This window comes from Micromonospora sp. CV4 (genome assembly GCF_003667455.1).
Taxonomy (GTDB): Bacteria; Actinomycetota; Actinomycetes; order Mycobacteriales; family Micromonosporaceae; genus Micromonospora.
Genome location: NZ_RCVI01000287.1, coordinates 24,948 through 43,493, shown reverse-complemented (window position 1 = coordinate 43,493; position 18,546 = coordinate 24,948). Strand labels below are relative to the sequence as shown.

Sequence of the window (18,546 nt, the reverse complement as noted above, 5' to 3'; positions counted from 1 at the left end):
GGCCATGCTCGCTCCTGGCCGCGCGGTTGCCAGCCCACAGCAGCGCCGTCAACGGTCGGTTGTTTTGCGGTGGCTTTGCGGGCTGTGCACGTTAAGCGCCAACCGCCGGGCAGAGGCGGGCTGGAGCGGAGACAGCGGCGCGCAGGCCCGCGCCTGGCGGCGGCGTGTACGGCCCGTAACTGCGAAGTGCGCCTTTACAGCTACCTCATGTCCGAGGGCTTGGTACGACTGCCTGGCACCTGAACCGTGATGATGTGCCTCGGGGTGCGGTCTCCCTCGATGTCGAACGTGGTGTGGCCAATCAGCTCGCTCAGGTGGGGCGCTGGCCCTGTCGGGTCGAACGCCTTGTGTCGTAGGGCAACGAGGAACCCGATGCGGATGTCGGTACCCTGATAGGCTGCGGCCTGTTTGAGGTAGGCAGTCTTGTCGCTCATGGGGACTTTGGTTGAGTCGACTTTCATCTCGATATGGATCGCGAAGTCGTCGAACCTCAGCCGCAGGTCGATACGTCCGCCAGCAACGTGCTGGACCTCGTATTCGACGGTTGATCCGAGGTCGCTTAGCGTGAGGTAGCCATCGAGGTCGTGGTGGATACTATCTTCTTTGGCCGCTGGGTCAAATAGGTATGGAAATCGATCAGATTGCCTATTGGTTCGCGTCGTGACGAATCGGATGATAATTCGTAAGAGTTCGTCGACTGTGGTCGCTACGTCGCCGCGGTAGTCGGGGCTTAGAGCGAGGGCGGCTCGGATTCTCGAGAAGACTTGGGTCTCGATCAGGTTGAGACTGCGCCGGCCGATAGTTCGGTTGTCGATCGCTCGGGCTAGTTCGCCTAGGGTGACTTGAGGTAGCGTTCCTAGGTGGTTGGCCGCATCTGATCCGGCTGGAACGAGTTGGCTAATTGGCGGCGGCAGCGGCGTGTCTGCCGTACCGCCGTCGCCTTTTCCCTGACCGGCTCCTCCGAGTGCGTGTAATCGAGCAGCAGCCAGGACTGCGCGAGCCGCTTCGAGTTGCTCGGAAAGGATGAAACGCTGGTCGGCGGTCGTGGCCGCGCCGACTTGTTGTTCAAGCTCCTCGGTGTGATCTTCGAGGTTGCTCAGCAGGCCGGCGGTTCTGGCGAAGCCTGTTTCGATGATTGGCTGAACGAGGCTCAGGAGGCCGTCGACGTCGTCTTCGTGGCGTACGACTTCTACTGAGCGCGAACCCATGTAGATCTGCAGAAGGTGGTCCACAACTACTGCGGCCTTGTAGAAGCTGTTTCGGTCGAACTCCTTTCGGAGCCTCCCTAGGTCGTCTGCGAATCGGCTCCAGGCGGCAAGTGCTGCTCGTTTTGGGTCGCCGTACCAGTGATTCAAGCCGACCGAGGCAACATTGATCCTGCGGACGCGTTCACCCAGGTCGTCTAGAGCTTCCGGCGCAAGGCGCGGCGTTGCCAGGGATGTGACGGTGGGTGACACCCCTGATTCCTGAAGTAGAGAAAGCAGGAGTTGGACGACAGCGAGGAGCACGTTCGCGTCTTCGCGCTCGTAGTTGTCTCGGGCGGTGTCTAGGTACGCTGCGGATGCCTCTAGGTGCGTGGCCATCGCCGCTAGGTCGGATGCGCGGAGCGCGTCGACCAGCTCAATACCGGCCAATGCCCACGCAGCATCGGATGCGACGTCTTCCGGGTCTAGGCCGGGCTGAACTTTGGCTGGCGGCTTGTCCATGCCGGCGACTAGCCGAATGACATCGGCGAGGGACGCTGCGTGCGGCCAGTGGTCTACGACCGTGCCAACGGCCCGGATAACCGCTGTTGCGAGCGGCTTAGGGACCGGTGCGTCGAACTTCTTCAGGAGTGCAAGCAGGTCGAATGGCGGGTCGTCGTTGGCGAGGTTCAGCCGGGTGAGCGCTTCGAGGGCGTCTGCCGCTCGTTGCGCCGCTCGAGTGTTCGGAGTGGGCAGTTTGCAGAAGTTTCTGACTATCTCATCGAGTTCCGTTGTCAAATCGGTTCGGGACTCGGCAAGGGCCGCAGGGCAGCTCAGTAGGGTGTTAAGGCTGTCGGCGAAGACGGCGGGGCTTTTGGTTTGCGTTATGGCCGTGGTGATGGCGCTGATTGCAGCGGTGTAGGCGCATGTTCGGTTGTTGGGATTGGCTGTGTCCCGTACGACCAGCGCGACGAGCGGGGCGAGTACGGGGCTGTCGGCCATTGCGGCGCCGTCAGAGGCGACGCGGTCCCAGCCACCGAGGCTGGTAAGCGCGTTGACGTCCGGAGGGCGGCCCGGCGTCGTAGCAAGCAGGATCATGAGGTCGTGGGCAAGGTTGGTGGACGATGGGCTTGTCATGCGTCCCCTCCTTGAGCCTGGCGTCTGGTGCGAAGCCTAGTGTGGGATCCCGGATTGCCGCGGGGCCAGTTTCCCGTCAGTCACCATACGTAGTTGTCGCCTTCGGCTACCACCCTGCTGGCGGCCGGGAGGAGCGCCACGAGAGGACCGGCGTTGCGGGTGGCGACGAAGATCTGCATCTCAGCCTCTTGCGCGACTGCCTGGAGCGCTTCGACCATTGTCGCGAGGTCTGCTTCGGGCATTTCCTCTGCTGCCGGGGAGTCGAGGACGAGCAGGCCGGGGTGTCGGCCGATGTTGTTCACGTAGCCATGCTTAATGAGGGCGATGGCGGTGGCGATCTTAACGCGTAGCTTCTCGCCTTCGGTAAGGTCGGTGTACGTGACTTTCCGGGCACCCTTGAGCATCGACATGCTCGCCGCGCCATTGAGTTTGATGCGGCTGAGGTTGCCAGCCCCGAAGCTGTCGGCTAGGCGCTCGACATCGGCGGAAATCATCCTTAGTAGTGGATCTTGTTCGTCCTTCACCCACTTCTGCAGCACCTGTTCTGCGGCGTCTGCCACGGCTGCGCGTACGGGGTCGACCGGGTCGATGGCGCTGGGGTCGCTTGACTGAGTGAGTGCCGCGAGCGCGCCTTCAGCGTGCGCCAGTTCGAGTTCCAAAGCTCGGCGGCCTTCGGCTGCAGTCAGCATTCTGCGGCTGGATTCGGCTTCGGTTGCAGCGGTGTCACGTCGGCTGGTCAGGTCGCGGATTTGCTGCTGCAGATCGGCGGCTCGTTGTTCTGCTGCGGTGAGCGCTGCTGCGGCTGCCTCAATCTCGTCCGTCGGACGGACATCGACCGTGTCGTCGCCGGCATCAGGCGTTGTGGCCTCCGACATGAGCGCCGAGGTGATGACCGCGGGTACGGATGCGGCGACGATGACGTCCGCTTCAAATGCCTCGAGGTTGAGGCTGCTTGTGCAGACCGAGCATTGGTGTTTGGTGGGCTCCGCCGCCTGTCGCTCGGCTGTTACTTCGGCGGTGCAGCGGGGGCAGACGCTGGGGCGCATGCGGTGGAAGAACTTGGTTGCGAGCGCGGTTTCGTGTTTGGTGTGGATGCGGGCTTTTGCGGCTCTGAGTTGCTGACGTGCGGTGTCGGCGAGTTCTGCTTGTGCTATGAGCTTGCTTTCGAGCAGATGCACTTGCCGAGCAAGGTCCGAGGCCCGAGTCGAAAGGCTCAGTACCGTCTTGAGGTCGGAGCCTTCTGCCGGGAGTTCGGCGATCTTCTTTCTTACTGCGTTGACGGCTTGCTGGGCGTTCTCGCGGTTCTGACGCACTGCGTCGCCAGCAGCTTTCGCTTTCGCCGTCGCGGAGGACTTTTCGGCTTCCATCCCCCGTTTGGCGGTCGTTGCAGTGGCTTGGGCAGGTGCCCATTCGGTACCAACGAACATTTGCATCATTCGGATGCCAAGGGTCTGTTCGTTTCCGACGATGGGATCTAGTTGGTTAGCGCGGACGACGAAGGCGCTTGAGTAGGCCGGCCAGGCGTGTACGCGCGCTTGTGTGTCGGTCCAAACGGGGATGTGTTCGAGGTGGAGGCGCGGCATCATGAGCGAGCCCATGACCCGCTCAAAGTCGTCGCCGTCGAACTCGCCCAGAACGATGGGCTTGTCGGGTGCGCCGACGTCGCCTAGTTTGACTACCTGCCCTGCGGCGTGGCCGTCTCGGGCGTCGAAGGCGACCTGCAGCCGTTCGGGGCCGACGGTCCAGTCGACTTCGACGTGCTGAATCCATTGCTTGATGTCGGGCTGAAACCGTGCGCACCTACCGGTCAGCGACCACATGAGGACGTTGAGAACCGTTGACTTGCCACGAAAGTTGCGACCTGAGCCGATTCCATTGACGCCGGCCTGGGGGCGCCACTGGAAACTGAAGGGCACGGGGACGAGATGGATGGGCGCCTCGTCCTCGTCCTCGGTGGGCTGCACCCCGTCTGACGTCTCGCCGAACAGGGTGGAGACATCATCGTGGGCCGCTGTGATGATGCTGGTCGGCTTATGGGAAGCGCCTTCGGTGATCTCGATGGCCTGATGGCCAGCAGCATCGGGGTGCGTCGGCTTGAGCAGCTTTGTTCCGTTGAAATGGATGCGCGTGACGCGAAGCGGCACTGGAATCGCTTTGGTCGCCGAGGTGGGGATCCTGAGGTCTTCCAGGATCGTGTCGACCTCGTCCGAAACCAGCAGGTGCCGCCTGTCGCCACGCCGCTTGGCGAGGGTCCCGAGGATCTCTTCGGCAAGGGTGCTCACGCATAACCTCCGGTGCTGTCTGCGCCGGCAGCGACACTCGTTATTGATTGGGCCGGCGCAGAAGCCCGCAGGGCGGCAAGACGTTGCTGTACTCGTGGGGCGATTGGGGCGATGTCGAGACCCAGTTCGGTGCCCGCGTAGGTGGCTTGCTGGTACTGCCGGTCTTTCAGACGTTGGCCTACATCGTCGCCGGCAACCAGCTTCACCCGCTTCACCTGTTTGGCGTACCAGCCGAGCACGGGCTCCTCTGCCAACTCGACTGCTGCCTCGGCACCTGCCTGCGTCAGGAAGAATTGGTTGCGCTGACTCTTTTTGCCTGGCTGCCCAGTTCGCTTGAGCGTTGCGAGACCGTACGTCTCCAGCATGGCGAATGCGTCGTCGAGCTGCTCGTAGGCACCGAAGAACCAACGCGGCATCGGGTACCAGCGCAGGTCTGGCTCCGGGTCGTTCAGCAACGACCATGCGACGTCGAGGTATCCGTCGTGGATCTTGCCTGCGTCGACCATCGTCACCAGTTCGTCGGCGAGGTAGTCCGGGTTACGCATCCAGAAGTCCATGGCTTGCAGTCTCAGTTCGCTACGGATGGCCTTCGCAGCGTTCGTTGGATCGCCGTCCCGTACGGGTTCTCCACACTCAGCAAGCAGAACCAGCACACGGATGGCGTGCTGCGTTCTGGTCGCCGCTGGTCGTCCCTCGGCGTGGATGGCACCCGTGGCCTCGGTCATACCAGCACCCACTTCCCACGGTGATGTCAACGTGACCGATTGGCACGATACCGGCCACCGGGCGCCGACGGCGATCCGCCACATGGACGCAACTGCAACCTGCGCAGCTAAGGCGCGTCTCGCAAGCGCGATCACTGTCCCTTGAGGTTGGTCGCTGATGATGTCTGGGTGCGGGTGGTCTTCGCGAAGCGCCCGGAGTGGGTCTCCCGCTCACCATCACAGCCTGCCAGAGTGCGACGGTTCGGTTCGATGCAAACAGGGGGGCCTTACTGCTTCGTCGGAAACAGCCGGTAGGTTTTGACGACTATTCCGACGGTTCCATCTGTCCGGGTGATGCGCTGTTGTTCAACCAGGGCTGTACCGACCTCGACAGCGAAGAGGGCTGCAAGCTCTGGGTCGGCGGCGACCTGGCGCTGTCGTGTTTCCGTCTCGGATCCCTCATCCCGCCCGCTCTTGTGCCAGCAGGGATTTGCGTAAGTACCGCGGCCGTGTTCAGTGGCGACTAGCCGCTCCTCCCGTAGGACCGCTACGGCCTGGCGGATTGTGCCGCGGCTTGCTCGGAACTCTGCGGTGAGCGCGCTCTCGGTTGGCAAGAGGGTGCCCGGCGGGATGACGCCGTGCTCGATACGTTCCCTCAGTTCATCGGCGATGACGCGGTAGCGGGGCTGTCCGTAGTGCGGGGTGGGCACCTGCTCACCGTACCTGGCACTTGTCTTACCAACTGCCCACCAAGCGGCCCATGTCGACGCCTAGACAACTCGTCCACTTGTAGATACGCTTCTTGGTGTGCGGCCGAGATGACGGTTCGTATCAGGGGCGGTGTCGAGCCGGGCTCTGGTCGCACGTGATGCGCGGCGTCCTGTCGGACCGGTTGCGGTAGCCGCGCGGACAAGTCGGCTCGGCGATACCCGACCCGTCCGGCGTCGGACGGTACGCCGTGCCTTCATCCGGGCCGGTGGCCGGCCGCATTCCCCCGTGGCTGGCCACCGGTCCCCGCCTACCTGTGGAGGTGCGATGCCCGGCTCTCATCGTCGGCACCATTGGCTCTCATCCTGGTGGTCTCGAAGGCGCCCATCTGCCCGGGGTGCCAGCATCGGTCAGTCGAGTCCGCGCGCGGCTTCTACGACCTCCTCGCCGCGGTGGTCGACAGGCGCCACCCGTGAATTGCCTGCGTTCCGGCACGCACCCTTGATGACGCGGGCCCAGCTCTACCGAGGCAACGGCGGGCGGTGGCCGCGATGAGTCGCACCAACAAGCCGGCCGCCGTCACCAGCCATCCGGACTGGTGCGCCCCGGATCGCTGTGGCTACTTGGTACCGCCGGTGATGACCCATATGGCCCGGCGTCATCGCGGCCCAATGCAGCGGGCCGGCGACAGTCGGGCGGGCGGGCTTGTCGTCACTTACCTCATCAGCAGTGAGGCTCTGGGCGGTCCCATGGTCGGTGTTCACGTGACATGCCGGGCCGGGAACGCCTGGGCGGAGCTGTCCTTGCCGCAGGCAGCCCAACTGGTCGAGCAACTTCGCGAATCGCTGGCGCAGGCCACCGGGCAGCAGGGGGCCGGCGATGAGTGAGGGTGCTGCCATCCCAGAAAGGCCGTCGCCGTCGTCGATCGCACCAGTCGTGTGCCCGGTCTGGTGTCGCGGCTGTGGCCCGAACGACCCGATGCACCGCGGGCTTCTCAGCACGATTGGGCGGGAGCGGACCGGCTGGGTCACCGTCCAGCTGGTCGTTGACCGGTTCGCCCGCCGGGACCTGGCCGTGAAGCTCGACGCGACCCGTTACGGCGCGACGCAGACCGTGCTGTTGTCGCCCGCGCAGGTGGACCGGCTCATCGATGAGTTGGCGTACGCCCACCTGGAGATGCTGACACCGGCAGATGGCGGCGAGCGGGCCGGAGAGACACGGTGAACGCCAGCAGCCGTCGGGGCGTAGCCGTTCCTCGTACTACCGGCCCACGCCCTGCGCGGTCAACGCGAGCAGCGGTGGCGGTGCCTGCGGTTCCCGAGCGGCCCGCCGGCGGGACCACCTGGCAGACGTTGGAACGTCTAGGGGGTACGGTGACCGGTGTGCATGGCCGGGACTGGCGCCCTCGCTACCTGCAACTCGCGGAGGAGTTGCGGGCAAAGATCGTGAGCGGTGAGCTGGCCCCCGGCACCCTGATGCCTAGTGAGACCGAGTTGGCCGACACCTCGGGCCTGTCGCGCACAAGCGTCCGCAACGCCATCCGGCAGCTCCGGGAATGGGGCCTGGTCCGCGCGGAGCAGGGGCGCGGGACCTACGTACGGGCACCCCGCCAGCGGGTACGCCGCCGCAACACAGAGCGGTACCAGTGGGAGAAAGATCGCGTCCTGCTGGACGAGGCCGAGCGGCTGAAGACTGGTGCCACCGAGCACGACACCGGCCTGACCGTCGACGATCTGAAGTTCCACGCCGAGTACTCCCGGGTGGAGGCAGATGCGGAGATGGCGGCGGCCTTACAGGTCGGGCCAGGTACGCCGCTGCTGCGCCGGGTCTACTGGACGTCCTCCCGCCACGAGAACGCGCCGCTGACGGTGTCGTACTCGTACCTGCCTTACGACCTGGTGGCCGCGAACCCGGACCTGCTCGACGAGGGCAAGGAGCCGTGGCCGGGCGGCACGCAGCATCAGCTTTACACGCTCGGCATTGAGTTGGATCGGATCGACGACGAGATCCGCGCCCGCCCGCCGTCGCCCGACGAAGCGGAGTTGCTGGACATCGACCCCGGCGTCTCCGTGCTCACCGTGCGGAAGACCTCGGTCGACACCACAGGTCGCGTCGTCGAGGTCGCCGACGTGGTAATGCCGGGCGACCGCACCGAGCTTGTCTACTCCCACAAACTCCAGCGGTGGAAAACTTGACGCAGCTCGTCTCGGTCATCACCCCGGTCCACGCGCCCAGCATCGAGTACCTGGCTGGCGCCTACGAGTCGTTGGCCAAGCAGGAGATGCCGGCCGGGTGGGACTGGGAATGGCTCGTCCAGGAGGACGGGCAGAGCGGCGCCCTGGTCGACGCGCTGCCAGATGATCCCCGGATCAGTCTGGGCACCGGCCGTCCCGGTGGGCCTGGTGTTGCCCGTACCCTCGCTCTTTCCCGAGTATCCGGGCAACTCATCAAGGTCTTGGACGCCGACGACCAGTTGACCCCCGGCGCGCTCGCCCGCGACGTCGCCGCGTTCGACGTGCACCCGCAGATCGGCTGGACCACCTCGCGGGTACTCGACCTGCTGCCCGACGGATCGACCGCCGGTTGGGACAAGGACCCGGCCGGCGGGGTCATCGACCGCGGTTCGGTCCTGTCGTTCTGGCAGGCCAACGACTACCGGGCATCGGTGCACCCCGCGACCCTGTGCCTGCGGCGGGATCTCGTTTTCGCCCTGGGCGGCTGGATGGCGCTGCCGGCCTCTGAGGACACCGGCCTCCTGCTCGCCGCCAACGCGGTCAGCGCGGGCTACTTCACCCGTGAATACGGTCTTCTCTACCGCAAGTGGCCCGGCCAGGTCACCAGCCAGGCCGCGCATCGGGAACCGGCCGAGTATCAGGCTCGGATGAGGATCATCGGGGCCAGAGCCGGCGCCCTGGCCTCGATGCTGCCGAACGGTTTACCGCTCACGCCTCTGGCGTAGCCTCGTGGCCCGGCATACCGTGTGTCCGGCGCCGTTCCTTCATCTCAGCTTCGTAGATGTGTCGCCGGCCGCCGGCTAGCTTTTCGCGGGCGTACCGCTCGATCTCCTGGAACGCCGCGTAGTAACCGTCATCGAACTCTTCCATGATTTGGAAGGTCCAACGGCCAGGCAGAACGTTCCGGCCCAGGAGTTCCCGCTCCACCCGGTCAGCGGCCTCGTCATGCCCCGCCTGCCTCAGTAGCTTGACCACGCGATCAAGGGTGAGGTCGGCCCCGCCCACGAGCTGGTGCGCCGAATACAGGTGGCCGCGTACCCGATGAATCGTCTCCAGCGCCTTGCTCAGTTCACCCAGGGCTTCGACGGTGGTGTCATCCAGCCCTGGCACGCGTGAGTGCTGTTCGTCGGTCGAATCCCCGCTGTCCATGACGTCCCCCTACCCACTGGCGGCCCTGCTACTCGTGGCCCGCTTCATGCCTAGCCGCCTCGCTCATCCGCCGGCTGAGTAGGGCGGCGCCGCGGAGCAGCAGAGCAAGAAGGACGCCGATGATGCCGGCGGTAAGCAGGGTCCAGGGGTCGCCCATGATCAGGCGCGTCAGTGCGTATCCGGCCAGGACTACGAGCACCGCTAGTAGAGCCCACTGAAGCTGGCGGAAGACCCGGGCGGCGGTGGCCAGCCTGTTCCTGAGTAGCCCCTCTCGCGATCCCGAGCGGGCGTAGATGAGGGTCCCGACGAGGACGGCGACGGCAACCTGCGCGGCGGCGCCACCGACGGCGAAGGGCAGTCCGGGCAACTCGCCGGCGGTCACCATGGCTGTACCGCTCGCGGTGAAGCCGGTCAGACCAATGAACACGAGCGTGCCTATCCGGATGCTTCTACGAGCGCTGCGCCGGGCGGCGGTCGGGTCGACGAGGGGCACGCGGTCGTTGCGTACGTCCATGGGTCAGGTCTCCATCAACTCTTGATGTTCCAGTCCAGGGTCTTGCCGCCGTCGTGGACGCGTCCGTTCGAGATGTCGGAGACCAACGTCGGCCAGTTGCCGCCTGGAAGCCCGTCGCTGTTATGTAGGCGCTGGTCCAGGTCCCGCATCTGCGTCCAGAGGGTCGTCAGGTAGGTGATGGCTGCCGTGACGACTGCGACGGTCACAGCGACGACCTTGGCGGTGGAAACACCCGCTGCGGCTGCGGCTGGGGGCGCTCCGACAACGGTTGAGGCAGTAGCCGTCTCCGCGATCAACTCCAGGATGTACGGCGCGAACGCCGCAGCAATGCCGAGCCAGAAGGCGATGATTCCCGCAGCGACCTTCCAGAGCGCGTCATCGAGTTCATCGGTTGCAGCCTTAATGCTGGCGAGCGCCTTGCCTTGAAGCGGGAGTAGCCCGGTATACGCGGTGGCGGCAACCCCGGTCCAGTACTCATCGACCTGTAGTTGCCCTGCGTCGACCCTAGCGGCCTGCTCGTGCGCCGGCCCGCCGACGTGACGAGTCCACGTCTCCCCGTGTGAGTACAGCGTCCAGGGCACGCCCCAGCGGGTAAAGAACTTACCCACCTCGGAATAGAAGCGAATGACAAGATCCCGGAAGCGCAACAGCAGGTCCAGCGCGTCTTGAGCGAGTGGCCCGAGCCAGGCAAGTGCGCGGTTCACCCGCTCAATGAGCTGGTTGACGAGCCGTTCGATGTGGCGCATGGCGCCTTCGATAGTGCTGATGAGTTGATCGAACTCAGCCTCGGATAACGGCAGCGGGCGGGGAAAGGGGAAAGTCACCAGCCGGCCTCTCAGTAGATCTTGTTGAGCCGGTGCACGCCGTCTGCCTCGTCGCGCTCGTAACCGTCGGCGACATGACGCAGCGATGTCGCGATCGTCTCGAAGGTGTTGCTGCCCTCGTTGAGAAGCCGAATCATGCGGTCCTGGATTTGCTGGTATACGTCGACCAGCCCGATCTGGTCACCAATGTAGGAGAAGTGCAGCGCAGCGAGCTCAAGACGGGCGGCGACCTGGGCTGCGTCCCTCAGGATGTCGCCGGAGTCGTCCCAGACAGCCGCGTCCTTTCGCAGCATCTCGATCGACACCTTCAGCTTCTCTGGACCGGGAGGTGGCATGCTCAGTCACTCCTTCGCGCTTGTCGCGGCGCCAAACCGAGGTTGGCGAGGAGCTGAGCCGGATCGCCGGTCATCCGCTCCAGCTCGTCGTACGGCCAAGAGTTCCGCAGCGGGCTGGCTTGCTTGCGGTCCGCGTATGCCTGCTGTAGAGCTTGGGTGACCGCAGCTCCCACCTGATCGGCGTGTGCGGATCGCAACCACGCCTCGTCGATGACTACAGCCGACAGCCGTTCACCGCTGAGCGTCACTCGTGCGCGGTCCTCTGGGTCGGCGCTGGTCGAGGTGGTGAGTGCTGCCCGCTCCGCTTCCGCAGCGAGGTCGTCGAGACGGGCGAACGAGTCGGTCAGCACGTGGAACAGTCCGCGCGCGAAGTTGACTGCCGACTCGTCTCCTGGCTCAGTCAGGCCACTCCCTGACGGGGACGTAGCCGGCCCAGGTGCATCCGGTTCGTTTCCCGTCGCTTGGCTGATGCCGTGCGACCACGCCTCAATTCGCAGACGGGCTGCCTCATCGGCGGCCTCCACGATCGCTGCGCCCAACTGGTCACTGCTGATCCTTCGGTGCCAGTGGAAGAAGACGGTGGCCTCACTGATTCGGCCGTCCGCGGCCAACACAACGCGCACGACCTCGTGTGAATCCCGGGCGGAAACCTCGGCTGCTTCCCGCTCGCCAGCCGCGAAGCGCCGCGCTAGATCCTGCGCCTGGTGGCGGAGCTCTTCGAGTTCCGCGATGTCGTCCAGCGGATCTCCCATGAATCGCTCCCCATCGATCAGGTTGTCGCTGGTCATTACAACCTAACGTGCTCGCCCCGCTACCGCTGTCCCTCCATTCCGGCGTTCCCTTGCGTTCAGATGCCCTCAGAAGCTTGTTGACTTGTCTGCCAAGTGCCGTCTACCTTGGACGCAACTTGGCAGACAAGTTAACAAGTTGGAGGTTGAGCGATGGCTCTGCGAGGCGGCACGAGGTTCGCGGTGCGGTGTGAGGACGTGTTCCCGGCGGGATGCGCGTTGGTGCCCGAGTCCCTGGGCGAGGTGGAGGACTACGACGAGAAGACCGGTCGGCGAAGCCCGGCGAAGGACAAGTTGACCGGCCAGCGGGTGTGGCAGGTCCGGGTGATGGACCTCGACCCGGAGTTGGGCAAGCGGTCGCGGGAGACGACGGTGAAGATCTCGGCGGACTACCAGCCGGTGCCGCCGACGGGTGGCCTGTTCGAGGCGGTGGAGTTCGACGGCATGACCGTCACGCCGTACGTGGGCAACAACGGTCGGATGGCGTATTCGCTGCGGGCGACCGGGATGCGTGCCCCGGCGGGCGTGGCCACGAAGGCGGCGCAGTAGCCGCATCTGGTGGGGGCGGGGCTGTCAGGTCTTGGCGGACGGCAGCCCCGCCCTCTGTCTCTTTCCCCTGCTCTGTCGAGAGAGGTAGTGACATGTCCAAGCGTATGCCCGCCGTCCTGCGGCGGCCCACAGTGGCGGGTGTCCGATGATGCGCCGGCCGCGTGGCGAGGTCGTGATGACCACTGCCGGGGACCTGATGGTGATCCGGCCGCGTCGCCTGGAACTGCCCGTCTGGCTCATCGCCGTCGGCCTGGTGCTGCGGTGGCTGTGGCGGGGACTGTGGTGGTGTCTTCGCCATCCGGTCGCCGTCGGCCTGGTCGTGGCCGGGGTGATCCTCTACCGCGAGTTCGGCCGGACCGGCGTGATCGTGCCCGTGGTCCTGGCCGCCGCTGTGTCGGCGGTGTGGCGGTGGCGGCACGAGTCGTCCTGGTGGACCTGGTGCGCCGGCCCGATCCTCGGCCGATTCCGTCAGCTGTTCGTCTACCGGCGGGCCTGGCGTGAGGCAATGACCCTCTGTGGCCTGACCAAGGTGTACGACCACCGCACGGTCCTGCCGGAGCTGCTGCGGGTCCGCTCGGACCAGGCGCTCGACGTGCTGACCATCTGCATGGTCCGCGGCCAGACACCGGAGGAGTTCCAGAAGGCAACGGCGAACCTGGCGTACGCCTTCGGCCGGCGGCACGCCCGGGTCTACTCCGAACGCCCCGATGACCCGCCGATCCGGTCCGGCTACTGGGCGCTGGTCCTGGGCGCGGTGGATCGGCTGCGGTTCCGGGACCGGCCGTCAGTGGTCTACCTGGTGGTGGTCCGCACGGACGCGCTGCGCACCCTGGTTGACCCGTTCGACGTCCCCTCGGTGCCCGACTTCACCGCACTCCCGCTGGCCCGACGGGAAGACCTGCGGCACTGGTGCCTGCACCTGCTCGCCACACACGTACTCATCGGCGGCGCCACCCGTTCCGGGAAGGGCTCCGTGCTGTGGTCCCTGGTCCGCGTTCTCGCTGGCGGGGTCTCCTCCGGGCTGGTTCGGCTGTGGGTGATCGACCCGAAGGGCGGCATGGAGTTCGCGATGGGCCGGCCGCTGTTCGCCCGGTTCGCCTGCAAGTCGTTCGAGGCCATGGCCGACCTACTCGACGAGGCCGTGGCGGTGATGCGGGAGCGGCAGGCTCGGCTTGCTGGTGCGGTGCGGGTGCACACCCCGACCGAGGCTGACCCCCTGGTCGTGGTGGTCATCGACGAGATGGCCGCACTGACCGCGTACCTCCAGGACGTCGACCTGCGCAAGCGCATCGCCGGCTCGCTCGGGTTGCTGCTGTCGCAGGGTGCCGGCGTCGGTGTCCTGGTGGTGGCCGCGTTGCAGGACCCCCGCAAGGAGGTACTGCCGTTCCGGGACCTGTTCCCGACCCGGATCGCGCTCGGCCTGACCGAGGCCGCTCAGGTCGACCTCGTGTTGGGCGACGGTGCCCGCAACCGGGGTGCCCTCGCCGACCAGATGCCCCGCTGGGCCAAGGGCGTCGGCTACGTGATCCTCGACGGCACCCCCGAGCCGGCTCGGGTCCGCTTCTCCTACATCTCCGACGACCACATCCGGGAGCTGGCCGCCGAGTACCCGGCGCCGGCCGACGCGGCGGACATCCTCGCCCAGGTCGGTCGGGAAACCGCCACCGAACCGGCCCGCCCGCCACTGCCCCGGCAGCGTCGCGGACCACTGCTGCCCGACTCGCTGCTGAACATCCTCGACCGGGACACCGACGGGGGTGAGCCGCGGTGACCGCCCCGACCGACGGCCGAACCTTCTACCGGCTCCGCGCCCCCGGCACCGACGGCGCCACCAGCACAGCGGTGTCCGTCCGCGTCGAACCCGCCCGGCCCGATCCGTACCCGGTCTATCTCGCCGTCGGCGGCGGTCGGCGCCGCATGTACCTGACCCCCGACGAGGCGTGGGCGCTGTGGCGCTGCCTCTCCGAAGCGGTGGCCTCCCTCGGCGAGCCGCCCGACCACATCCGTACCCGCGTCGCCCCGGCCCGGAGGTAACCGATGTCCCTCAAGAGCTTCTTCCTCGGCACCCACCGCCTCAAGCCGCTGCACATCGAACTCAACGGCTCCCCGGACCGGCTCGCCGGTGCCCTGCACGGCCTCGCGCACATGGTCAACCGCCGCCGCGACCTCAACGGCCAACAGATCTGCATCACCCTGACCGTCCGCAACAACGGCAGCGGCCGATGATCCGCGAACGCGCCGAGTCCGGCGTTCGGGTGCTGATCCTGCTCGCCATCGGCACCATGGCCGGCGCCGCCGCCTTCACCCACGTACACGACCTGACCGTCGCCCACGGCCAACCCGACTGGATCGGCTGGGCCAACGCCGTAGCCGTCGAGCTGATGGCCATCTACCTCGGCCTGGAGATCCGCGCCCGCCGCCGCGATGGTCGATCCGTCGGCCTGGTCGGCGTCCTCCTGGTCGCGTTCGCGCTGCTCTCCCTCGCCGCCCAGGTCGCCGAAGCCGAACCGTCCGTCTGGGGCTGGATCGTCGCGGCGGTGCCGTCGCTGGCCTTCCTCGCCCTGGTGAAGGTCGTCCTGTCCAGCGCACCCACCACCGCGCCGGCACCGGAGCCCGACCAGCCGCAAGGCGATTGGTACGACGAGCCGCAGCCCGTCGAACCCGCGCCGCCGGCTCCGGTGATGCCGCCGGCATCAGTCGCGGTACTGCCTTCGGTCGGGGTCGTCCAGTCCAACCGGCCCCAGGTCGTCGGGATCATCCGATGACGGCTCCGACCCTGCCCGGTCTCGAACCCGCCCCGACCTCGGTTGCTCCTCGGCCGGGGTCGCGGGCGGCGCGCATGGCGCTGCCCCGCTCGATCGACGTCCTCAAGGACATCGCCATCGAGTACGGCGTCTGCGTGCGTCCGCTCGCCATGCGTCGCACCGACCTCGACACCGGCCTGACCGAAGTCATCGACCTGCCCTGCGGCGCGACCCGTGAGGACAAGTGCGCGCCGTGCGCCAAGAAGAACCGCCGGCTACGGCAAGCCCAGATCCGCGAGGGCTGGCACCGCGACGACGAACCGCTACCGGGCCCGGAACCCGCCACCGAAGCACAGAAGTCCCTGATCCTGTTCCGCGCACACCTGGAGTTCTCCCGCGACGAGGCCGTACGCGCAGCCCAGTGGGACCAGGTGACCGACCTCGACGCGGCAATCCGCGAGGTAGAGGAAGCCATCGGCGCTGAGGGCCTGCGCGGGCGCGTCGGACCAGCCCACGCCACCGACGACGAGGACCAGGACGACGAGCCCGGCCCACGGCGAAAGCGTTCCACCAAGCGGCGCCAGGACGCTCCCGAGCTGCCTCGGCGCAAGGTCGAGCGACGCACGGTCGGCAAGACCTACACAGCCCCGGACGGCTCCACCTACCAACCGTCGATGTGGCTCACCCTCACCCTCGACTCCTACGGCCCGGTCCGCCCCGATGGCACCCCGGTCAACCCCGCTCGGTACGACTACCGCCGCGCCGCCTGGGACGCGGTCCACTTCCCTCGACTGCTGGACCGGTTCTGGCAGAACCTCCGCCGTTGCGAGGGCTGGAACGTCCAGTACGCCGGCTGCGTCGAGCCGCAACGCCGTCTCGCTCCGCACGCCCACTTCGCCATCCGGGGCACCATCCCTCGGGAAGTGCTCCGCACCGTGGCGGCGGCCACCTACCACCAGGTGTGGTGGCCCTCGGTCGACGTCCAGCGCTACACGCTCGACCGGCTCCCGATATGGGACGAGCAGGCGACGGCTTGGGCAGACCCGGACACCCGCGAGCCGCTGACCACCTGGACGGAAGCCCTCGACACCATCGACGAAGACCCGGACGCGGAACCGGTGCACGTCGCCCGCTTCGGCGCCCAGGTCGACGCCTGCGGCGTCATGCCCGGCACCGAGGACGCCGAACGGACCATCCGGTACGTCACGAAATACATCACCAAGCACACCGGCGACTGCCACAAGGCAACCACCGACCGGCAACGCAAGCACCTCGACCGGCTCTGGCAGCAACTCCAGGTCACCCCGTGCACCGACCGGTGCGCCAACTGGCTGCTCTACGGCGTCCAGCCCAAGAAGGCACATGCCAAGCTCAAGCCCGGCCGCTGCAAGGGCAAGGTCCACCAGCGCGACACCCTCGGCATCGGCGGCCGGCGCATCCTCATCTCCCGCGACTGGTCCGGCAAGACCCTCGCCGACCACAAGCACGACGCGCGGGCCTGGGTCCGGGCACTGCTCGGCGTCACCACCGACGGCACGCAGCTCATCGACGACCGGGGCGACACCACCGAACGGGTCCGGCACGCCTGGGAGCTTGCCCGACCCGACGATCCCGACGTCGGCCCGATGACCCACCGGCTCATGCGGTCGATCAGCGAACGCGCCCGCTGGCGCTCCGAACTGCTCGCCGCCAAAGACCGGGCCGCGCAGAGGTTCACAGATCTCTCGGCAACTCAGCACAGCGCACAGCACAACGGGGAGGAGACGCAGTGAACGAGGAGTTGTTGACCGTGCCGGAAGTGCTCGCCGAGCTGCGCGTACCGCGCTCGACCTGGTTCTACTGGCGGCAGACCGGCAAGGGACCACGGGTGATCAAGCTCCCGAACGGGCAGCTGCGGGTCCGTCGGTCGGCGCTCGGTCGCTGGCTCGGCGACCTTGAGCAGGACGCCGCGTGAAGAGCTACGAGGTCCAGATCTGGGAGATCGGTAAGCGCGCCGACCGGAAAGGTCGACCGTGGCGGGTCCGCTGGGCGGTGAGCGGGCAACGCTTCGAGGACATGTTCCGTACCAAGGCGTTGGCGCACTCGTTCCGCGCCGAGCTGGTCCAGGCGGCCAACGCGGGGGAGCCCTTCGACCCGTCCACCGGCCGCCCGGTCTCCGAGGCCAGAACCAAGAACCCCACCACCTGGTACGCACACAGCCGCGCGTACGTCGAGATGAAGTGGCCGCGGGCGGCAGCCAAGACCCGGCGCTCGATCGTCGAGGCACTGACCCCCGTCACGGTGACCCTGACCCGCTCGGCGAAGAGGGGCCGACCGGAGGACGCCCTGCTCCGTGAGGCGCTGTACCTCTACGGCCTTAACCCGCGTCGCTGGTCCAACGAGATCCCGCCCGAGCACGCGGCGGCGCTGGCCTGGCTGGAGACGGCGTCCCTCCCGGTAGTCGAACTCGACTCACCCGCGATGGTCCGCCGCGTCCTCGACAGCCTGTGTGTACGTCTCGACGGCAAGCCCGCGGCGGCCTCCACCGTTCAGCGGAAGCGGGCCACGTTCTACAACGTGCTCGGGTACGCCGTCGAGCTGGAGCTGATCGCCTCCAACCCGGTCGACCGGGTCCAGTGGACCGCCCCAGAGGTCGCACAGTCCATCGACCGGCGGGTGGTGGCGAACCCAGCCCAGGTCGCCACGCTGCTGGAGGCGGTGAAATCTCTCGGCAGACGTGCCGACAAGGTCACCGCGTTCTTCGGCTGCCTCTACTACGCGGGCATGCGGCCCTCGGAAGCGGCGGATCTACGGCGGGAGGACTGCGACCTTGCCGGCCGGTGCGCCGACTGCGGGGCCGACTTCGACGACCTGGCAGTGGTCAAGCCTTCCCGGTTCTGCGACCACGAGAAGATCGAATATCGCTGGGGCCGCTTGGTGCTCGCCGGCACCTCGCCGCGCGCCGGGTCGCACTGGACCGATGACGGCGGCTCCCACGAGCGGCGCGGCCTCAAGCACCGGGGGAGGGCTGAGACTCGGACAATTCCCATCCCGCCCCGGCTCGTCGAGCTGCTGTGCGCGCACGTCGAGAATCACGGGGTCGGCCCGGACGGCCGGTTCTTCCGGGGCCTGCATGGTGGGCCGCTCTCCGAATCGGTCTACGACCGGTGGTGGAAGCTCGCCCGCGAGAAGGCGCTGACCGAGTCGCAGGTCGCCTCGCCGCTCGTCCGCCGGCCCTACGACCTGCGGCATGCGGCGGCCTCGCTCTGGCTGAATGCCGGCGTCCCGCCGACCGAGGTCGCCCGGCGCCTGGGCCATGGCGTCGCCGTTCTGCTCCGGGTCTACGCCAATTGCATCGACGGAGGAGACGACACCATGAACGACAAGATCGCAGACGCGCTGAGGTGAGGGTGGA

At 66.9% G+C, this 18,546-nt stretch carries 21 protein-coding genes; 12 read left to right on the top strand and 9 right to left on the bottom strand.

Annotated elements, in window-relative coordinates; genetic code table 11:
- Positions 1-200 precede the first annotated feature (200 nt).
- The 4 genes from EAD98_RS30735 to EAD98_RS19070 form a co-directional block, all read right to left on the bottom strand.
- A complete protein-coding gene (locus tag EAD98_RS30735) occupies positions 201-2,321 on the bottom strand; it encodes a hypothetical protein (protein WP_147457443.1) in 2,121 nt (706 codons plus the stop codon).
- Between the two features lie 80 nt (positions 2,322-2,401).
- On the bottom strand, positions 2,402-4,603 hold the full coding sequence (locus EAD98_RS19080) for an ATP-binding protein (RefSeq protein WP_121655407.1): 2,202 nt from the start codon (positions 4,601-4,603) through the stop codon (positions 2,402-2,404).
- Positions 4,600-5,328 (bottom strand): hypothetical protein, encoded by a 729-nt coding sequence (locus EAD98_RS19075; protein WP_147457442.1) that lies wholly within the window; start codon positions 5,326-5,328, stop codon positions 4,600-4,602. Before EAD98_RS19075 ends, EAD98_RS19080 begins: the two co-directional genes overlap by 4 nt.
- A 266-nt stretch (positions 5,329-5,594) precedes the next feature.
- On the bottom strand, positions 5,595-6,017 hold the full coding sequence (locus EAD98_RS19070; protein ID WP_121655405.1) for a GntR family transcriptional regulator: 423 nt from the start codon (positions 6,015-6,017) through the stop codon (positions 5,595-5,597).
- Positions 6,018-6,566: 549 nt separating this feature from the next.
- On the opposite strand from EAD98_RS19070, the gene EAD98_RS31615 reads away from it, so the two are divergent.
- The 4 genes from EAD98_RS31615 to EAD98_RS19050 all read left to right on the top strand — a co-directional run bounded on the left by EAD98_RS31615 (position 6,567) and on the right by EAD98_RS19050 (position 8,974).
- Positions 6,567-6,902, top strand: a complete 336-nt coding sequence (locus tag EAD98_RS31615) for a hypothetical protein (RefSeq protein WP_233583886.1) — start codon at positions 6,567-6,569, stop codon at positions 6,900-6,902.
- A 91-nt stretch (positions 6,903-6,993) separates the two neighbouring features.
- Positions 6,994-7,239 carry a precorrin-4 C11-methyltransferase gene (locus tag EAD98_RS19060; protein ID WP_121655403.1) on the top strand — a complete coding sequence of 82 codons (246 nt, stop codon included), beginning with the start codon at positions 6,994-6,996 and terminating at the stop codon, positions 7,237-7,239.
- A gap of 158 nt (positions 7,240-7,397) precedes the next feature.
- Positions 7,398-8,210 carry a GntR family transcriptional regulator gene (locus EAD98_RS19055; RefSeq protein WP_233583885.1) on the top strand — a complete coding sequence of 271 codons (813 nt, stop codon included), beginning with the start codon at positions 7,398-7,400 and terminating at the stop codon, positions 8,208-8,210.
- Positions 8,198-8,974, top strand: coding sequence for a glycosyltransferase (locus tag EAD98_RS19050; RefSeq protein WP_233583884.1), 777 nt, complete (start codon positions 8,198-8,200; stop codon positions 8,972-8,974). Before EAD98_RS19055 ends, EAD98_RS19050 begins: the two co-directional genes overlap by 13 nt.
- Here the strand turns inward: EAD98_RS19050 and EAD98_RS19045 are convergent.
- Genes EAD98_RS19045 through EAD98_RS19025 form a run of 5 tightly spaced genes read right to left on the bottom strand, consistent with a single transcriptional unit; the run spans position 8,958 to position 11,859 of the window.
- On the bottom strand, positions 8,958-9,398 hold the full coding sequence (locus EAD98_RS19045; protein WP_121655400.1) for a hypothetical protein: 441 nt from the start codon (positions 9,396-9,398) through the stop codon (positions 8,958-8,960). The two genes, EAD98_RS19050 and EAD98_RS19045, sit on opposite strands and share 17 nt — an antisense overlap.
- A 28-nt stretch (positions 9,399-9,426) precedes the next feature.
- Positions 9,427-9,912 (bottom strand): hypothetical protein, encoded by a 486-nt coding sequence (locus tag EAD98_RS19040; protein ID WP_121655399.1) that lies wholly within the window; start codon positions 9,910-9,912, stop codon positions 9,427-9,429.
- A gap of 14 nt (positions 9,913-9,926) precedes the next feature.
- A complete protein-coding gene (locus tag EAD98_RS19035; protein WP_121655398.1) occupies positions 9,927-10,736 on the bottom strand; it encodes a hypothetical protein in 810 nt (269 codons plus the stop codon).
- 11 nt (positions 10,737-10,747) lie between these two features.
- On the bottom strand, positions 10,748-11,041 hold the full coding sequence (locus EAD98_RS19030; protein ID WP_147457441.1) for a hypothetical protein: 294 nt from the start codon (positions 11,039-11,041) through the stop codon (positions 10,748-10,750).
- 32 nt (positions 11,042-11,073) lie between these two features.
- Positions 11,074-11,859, bottom strand: coding sequence for a hypothetical protein (locus EAD98_RS19025; protein WP_121655396.1), 786 nt, complete (start codon positions 11,857-11,859; stop codon positions 11,074-11,076).
- A 153-nt stretch (positions 11,860-12,012) separates the two neighbouring features.
- Here EAD98_RS19025 and EAD98_RS19020 point away from each other — a divergent pair, with 153 nt between their 5' ends.
- The 8 genes from EAD98_RS19020 to EAD98_RS18985 all read left to right on the top strand — a co-directional run bounded on the left by EAD98_RS19020 (position 12,013) and on the right by EAD98_RS18985 (position 18,539).
- Positions 12,013-12,408, top strand: a complete 396-nt coding sequence (locus tag EAD98_RS19020) for a transcriptional regulator (protein WP_091402451.1) — start codon at positions 12,013-12,015, stop codon at positions 12,406-12,408.
- A gap of 175 nt (positions 12,409-12,583) precedes the next feature.
- Positions 12,584-14,179, top strand: coding sequence for an FtsK/SpoIIIE domain-containing protein (locus EAD98_RS19015; RefSeq protein WP_121655418.1), 1,596 nt, complete (start codon positions 12,584-12,586; stop codon positions 14,177-14,179).
- The gene (locus EAD98_RS19010; protein WP_121655395.1) at positions 14,176-14,442 is read left to right on the top strand and encodes a hypothetical protein; all 267 of its coding nucleotides are present in this window, start codon (positions 14,176-14,178) and stop codon (positions 14,440-14,442) included. Before EAD98_RS19015 ends, EAD98_RS19010 begins: the two co-directional genes overlap by 4 nt.
- A 3-nt stretch (positions 14,443-14,445) precedes the next feature.
- Positions 14,446-14,634, top strand: a complete 189-nt coding sequence (locus EAD98_RS19005; RefSeq protein WP_121655394.1) for a hypothetical protein — start codon at positions 14,446-14,448, stop codon at positions 14,632-14,634.
- Positions 14,631-15,173 (top strand): DUF2637 domain-containing protein, encoded by a 543-nt coding sequence (locus EAD98_RS19000; RefSeq protein ID WP_121655393.1) that lies wholly within the window; start codon positions 14,631-14,633, stop codon positions 15,171-15,173. The genes EAD98_RS19005 and EAD98_RS19000 overlap by 4 nt, the downstream gene beginning before the upstream one ends.
- Positions 15,170-16,924: a replication initiator gene (locus tag EAD98_RS18995; protein ID WP_121655392.1), complete on the top strand. Its 1,755-nt coding sequence runs from the start codon at positions 15,170-15,172 to the stop codon at positions 16,922-16,924. The genes EAD98_RS19000 and EAD98_RS18995 overlap by 4 nt, the downstream gene beginning before the upstream one ends.
- Complete coding sequence (locus tag EAD98_RS18990) at positions 16,921-17,106, top strand: AlpA family transcriptional regulator (RefSeq protein ID WP_030329852.1); 186 nt, start codon at positions 16,921-16,923, stop codon at positions 17,104-17,106. The genes EAD98_RS18995 and EAD98_RS18990 overlap by 4 nt, the downstream gene beginning before the upstream one ends.
- On the top strand, positions 17,103-18,539 hold the full coding sequence (locus EAD98_RS18985; protein ID WP_121655391.1) for a tyrosine-type recombinase/integrase: 1,437 nt from the start codon (positions 17,103-17,105) through the stop codon (positions 18,537-18,539). Before EAD98_RS18990 ends, EAD98_RS18985 begins: the two co-directional genes overlap by 4 nt.
- Positions 18,540-18,546: the final 7 nt, after the last annotated feature.

Bases quoted from the DNA above. Each gene is read 5' to 3' on its own strand.
- EAD98_RS30735 (WP_147457443.1), bottom strand. From the start codon at position 2,321: ATGACAAGCCCATCGTCCACCAACCTTGCCCACGACCTCATGATCCTG.
- EAD98_RS19075 (WP_147457442.1), bottom strand. From the start codon at position 5,328: ATGACCGAGGCCACGGGTGCCATCCACGCCGAGGGACGACCAGCGGCG.
- EAD98_RS31615 (WP_233583886.1), top strand. From the start codon at position 6,567: ATGAGTCGCACCAACAAGCCGGCCGCCGTCACCAGCCATCCGGACTGG.
- EAD98_RS19060 (WP_121655403.1), top strand. From the start codon at position 6,994: ATGCACCGCGGGCTTCTCAGCACGATTGGGCGGGAGCGGACCGGCTGG.
- EAD98_RS19045 (WP_121655400.1), bottom strand. From the start codon at position 9,398: ATGGACAGCGGGGATTCGACCGACGAACAGCACTCACGCGTGCCAGGG.
- EAD98_RS19040 (WP_121655399.1), bottom strand. From the start codon at position 9,912: ATGGACGTACGCAACGACCGCGTGCCCCTCGTCGACCCGACCGCCGCC.
- EAD98_RS19025 (WP_121655396.1), bottom strand. From the start codon at position 11,859: ATGACCAGCGACAACCTGATCGATGGGGAGCGATTCATGGGAGATCCG.
- EAD98_RS19020 (WP_091402451.1), top strand. From the start codon at position 12,013: ATGGCTCTGCGAGGCGGCACGAGGTTCGCGGTGCGGTGTGAGGACGTG.
- EAD98_RS19015 (WP_121655418.1), top strand. From the start codon at position 12,584: ATGACCACTGCCGGGGACCTGATGGTGATCCGGCCGCGTCGCCTGGAA.
- EAD98_RS19005 (WP_121655394.1), top strand. From the start codon at position 14,446: ATGTCCCTCAAGAGCTTCTTCCTCGGCACCCACCGCCTCAAGCCGCTG.
- EAD98_RS19000 (WP_121655393.1), top strand. From the start codon at position 14,631: ATGATCCGCGAACGCGCCGAGTCCGGCGTTCGGGTGCTGATCCTGCTC.
- EAD98_RS18995 (WP_121655392.1), top strand. From the start codon at position 15,170: ATGACGGCTCCGACCCTGCCCGGTCTCGAACCCGCCCCGACCTCGGTT.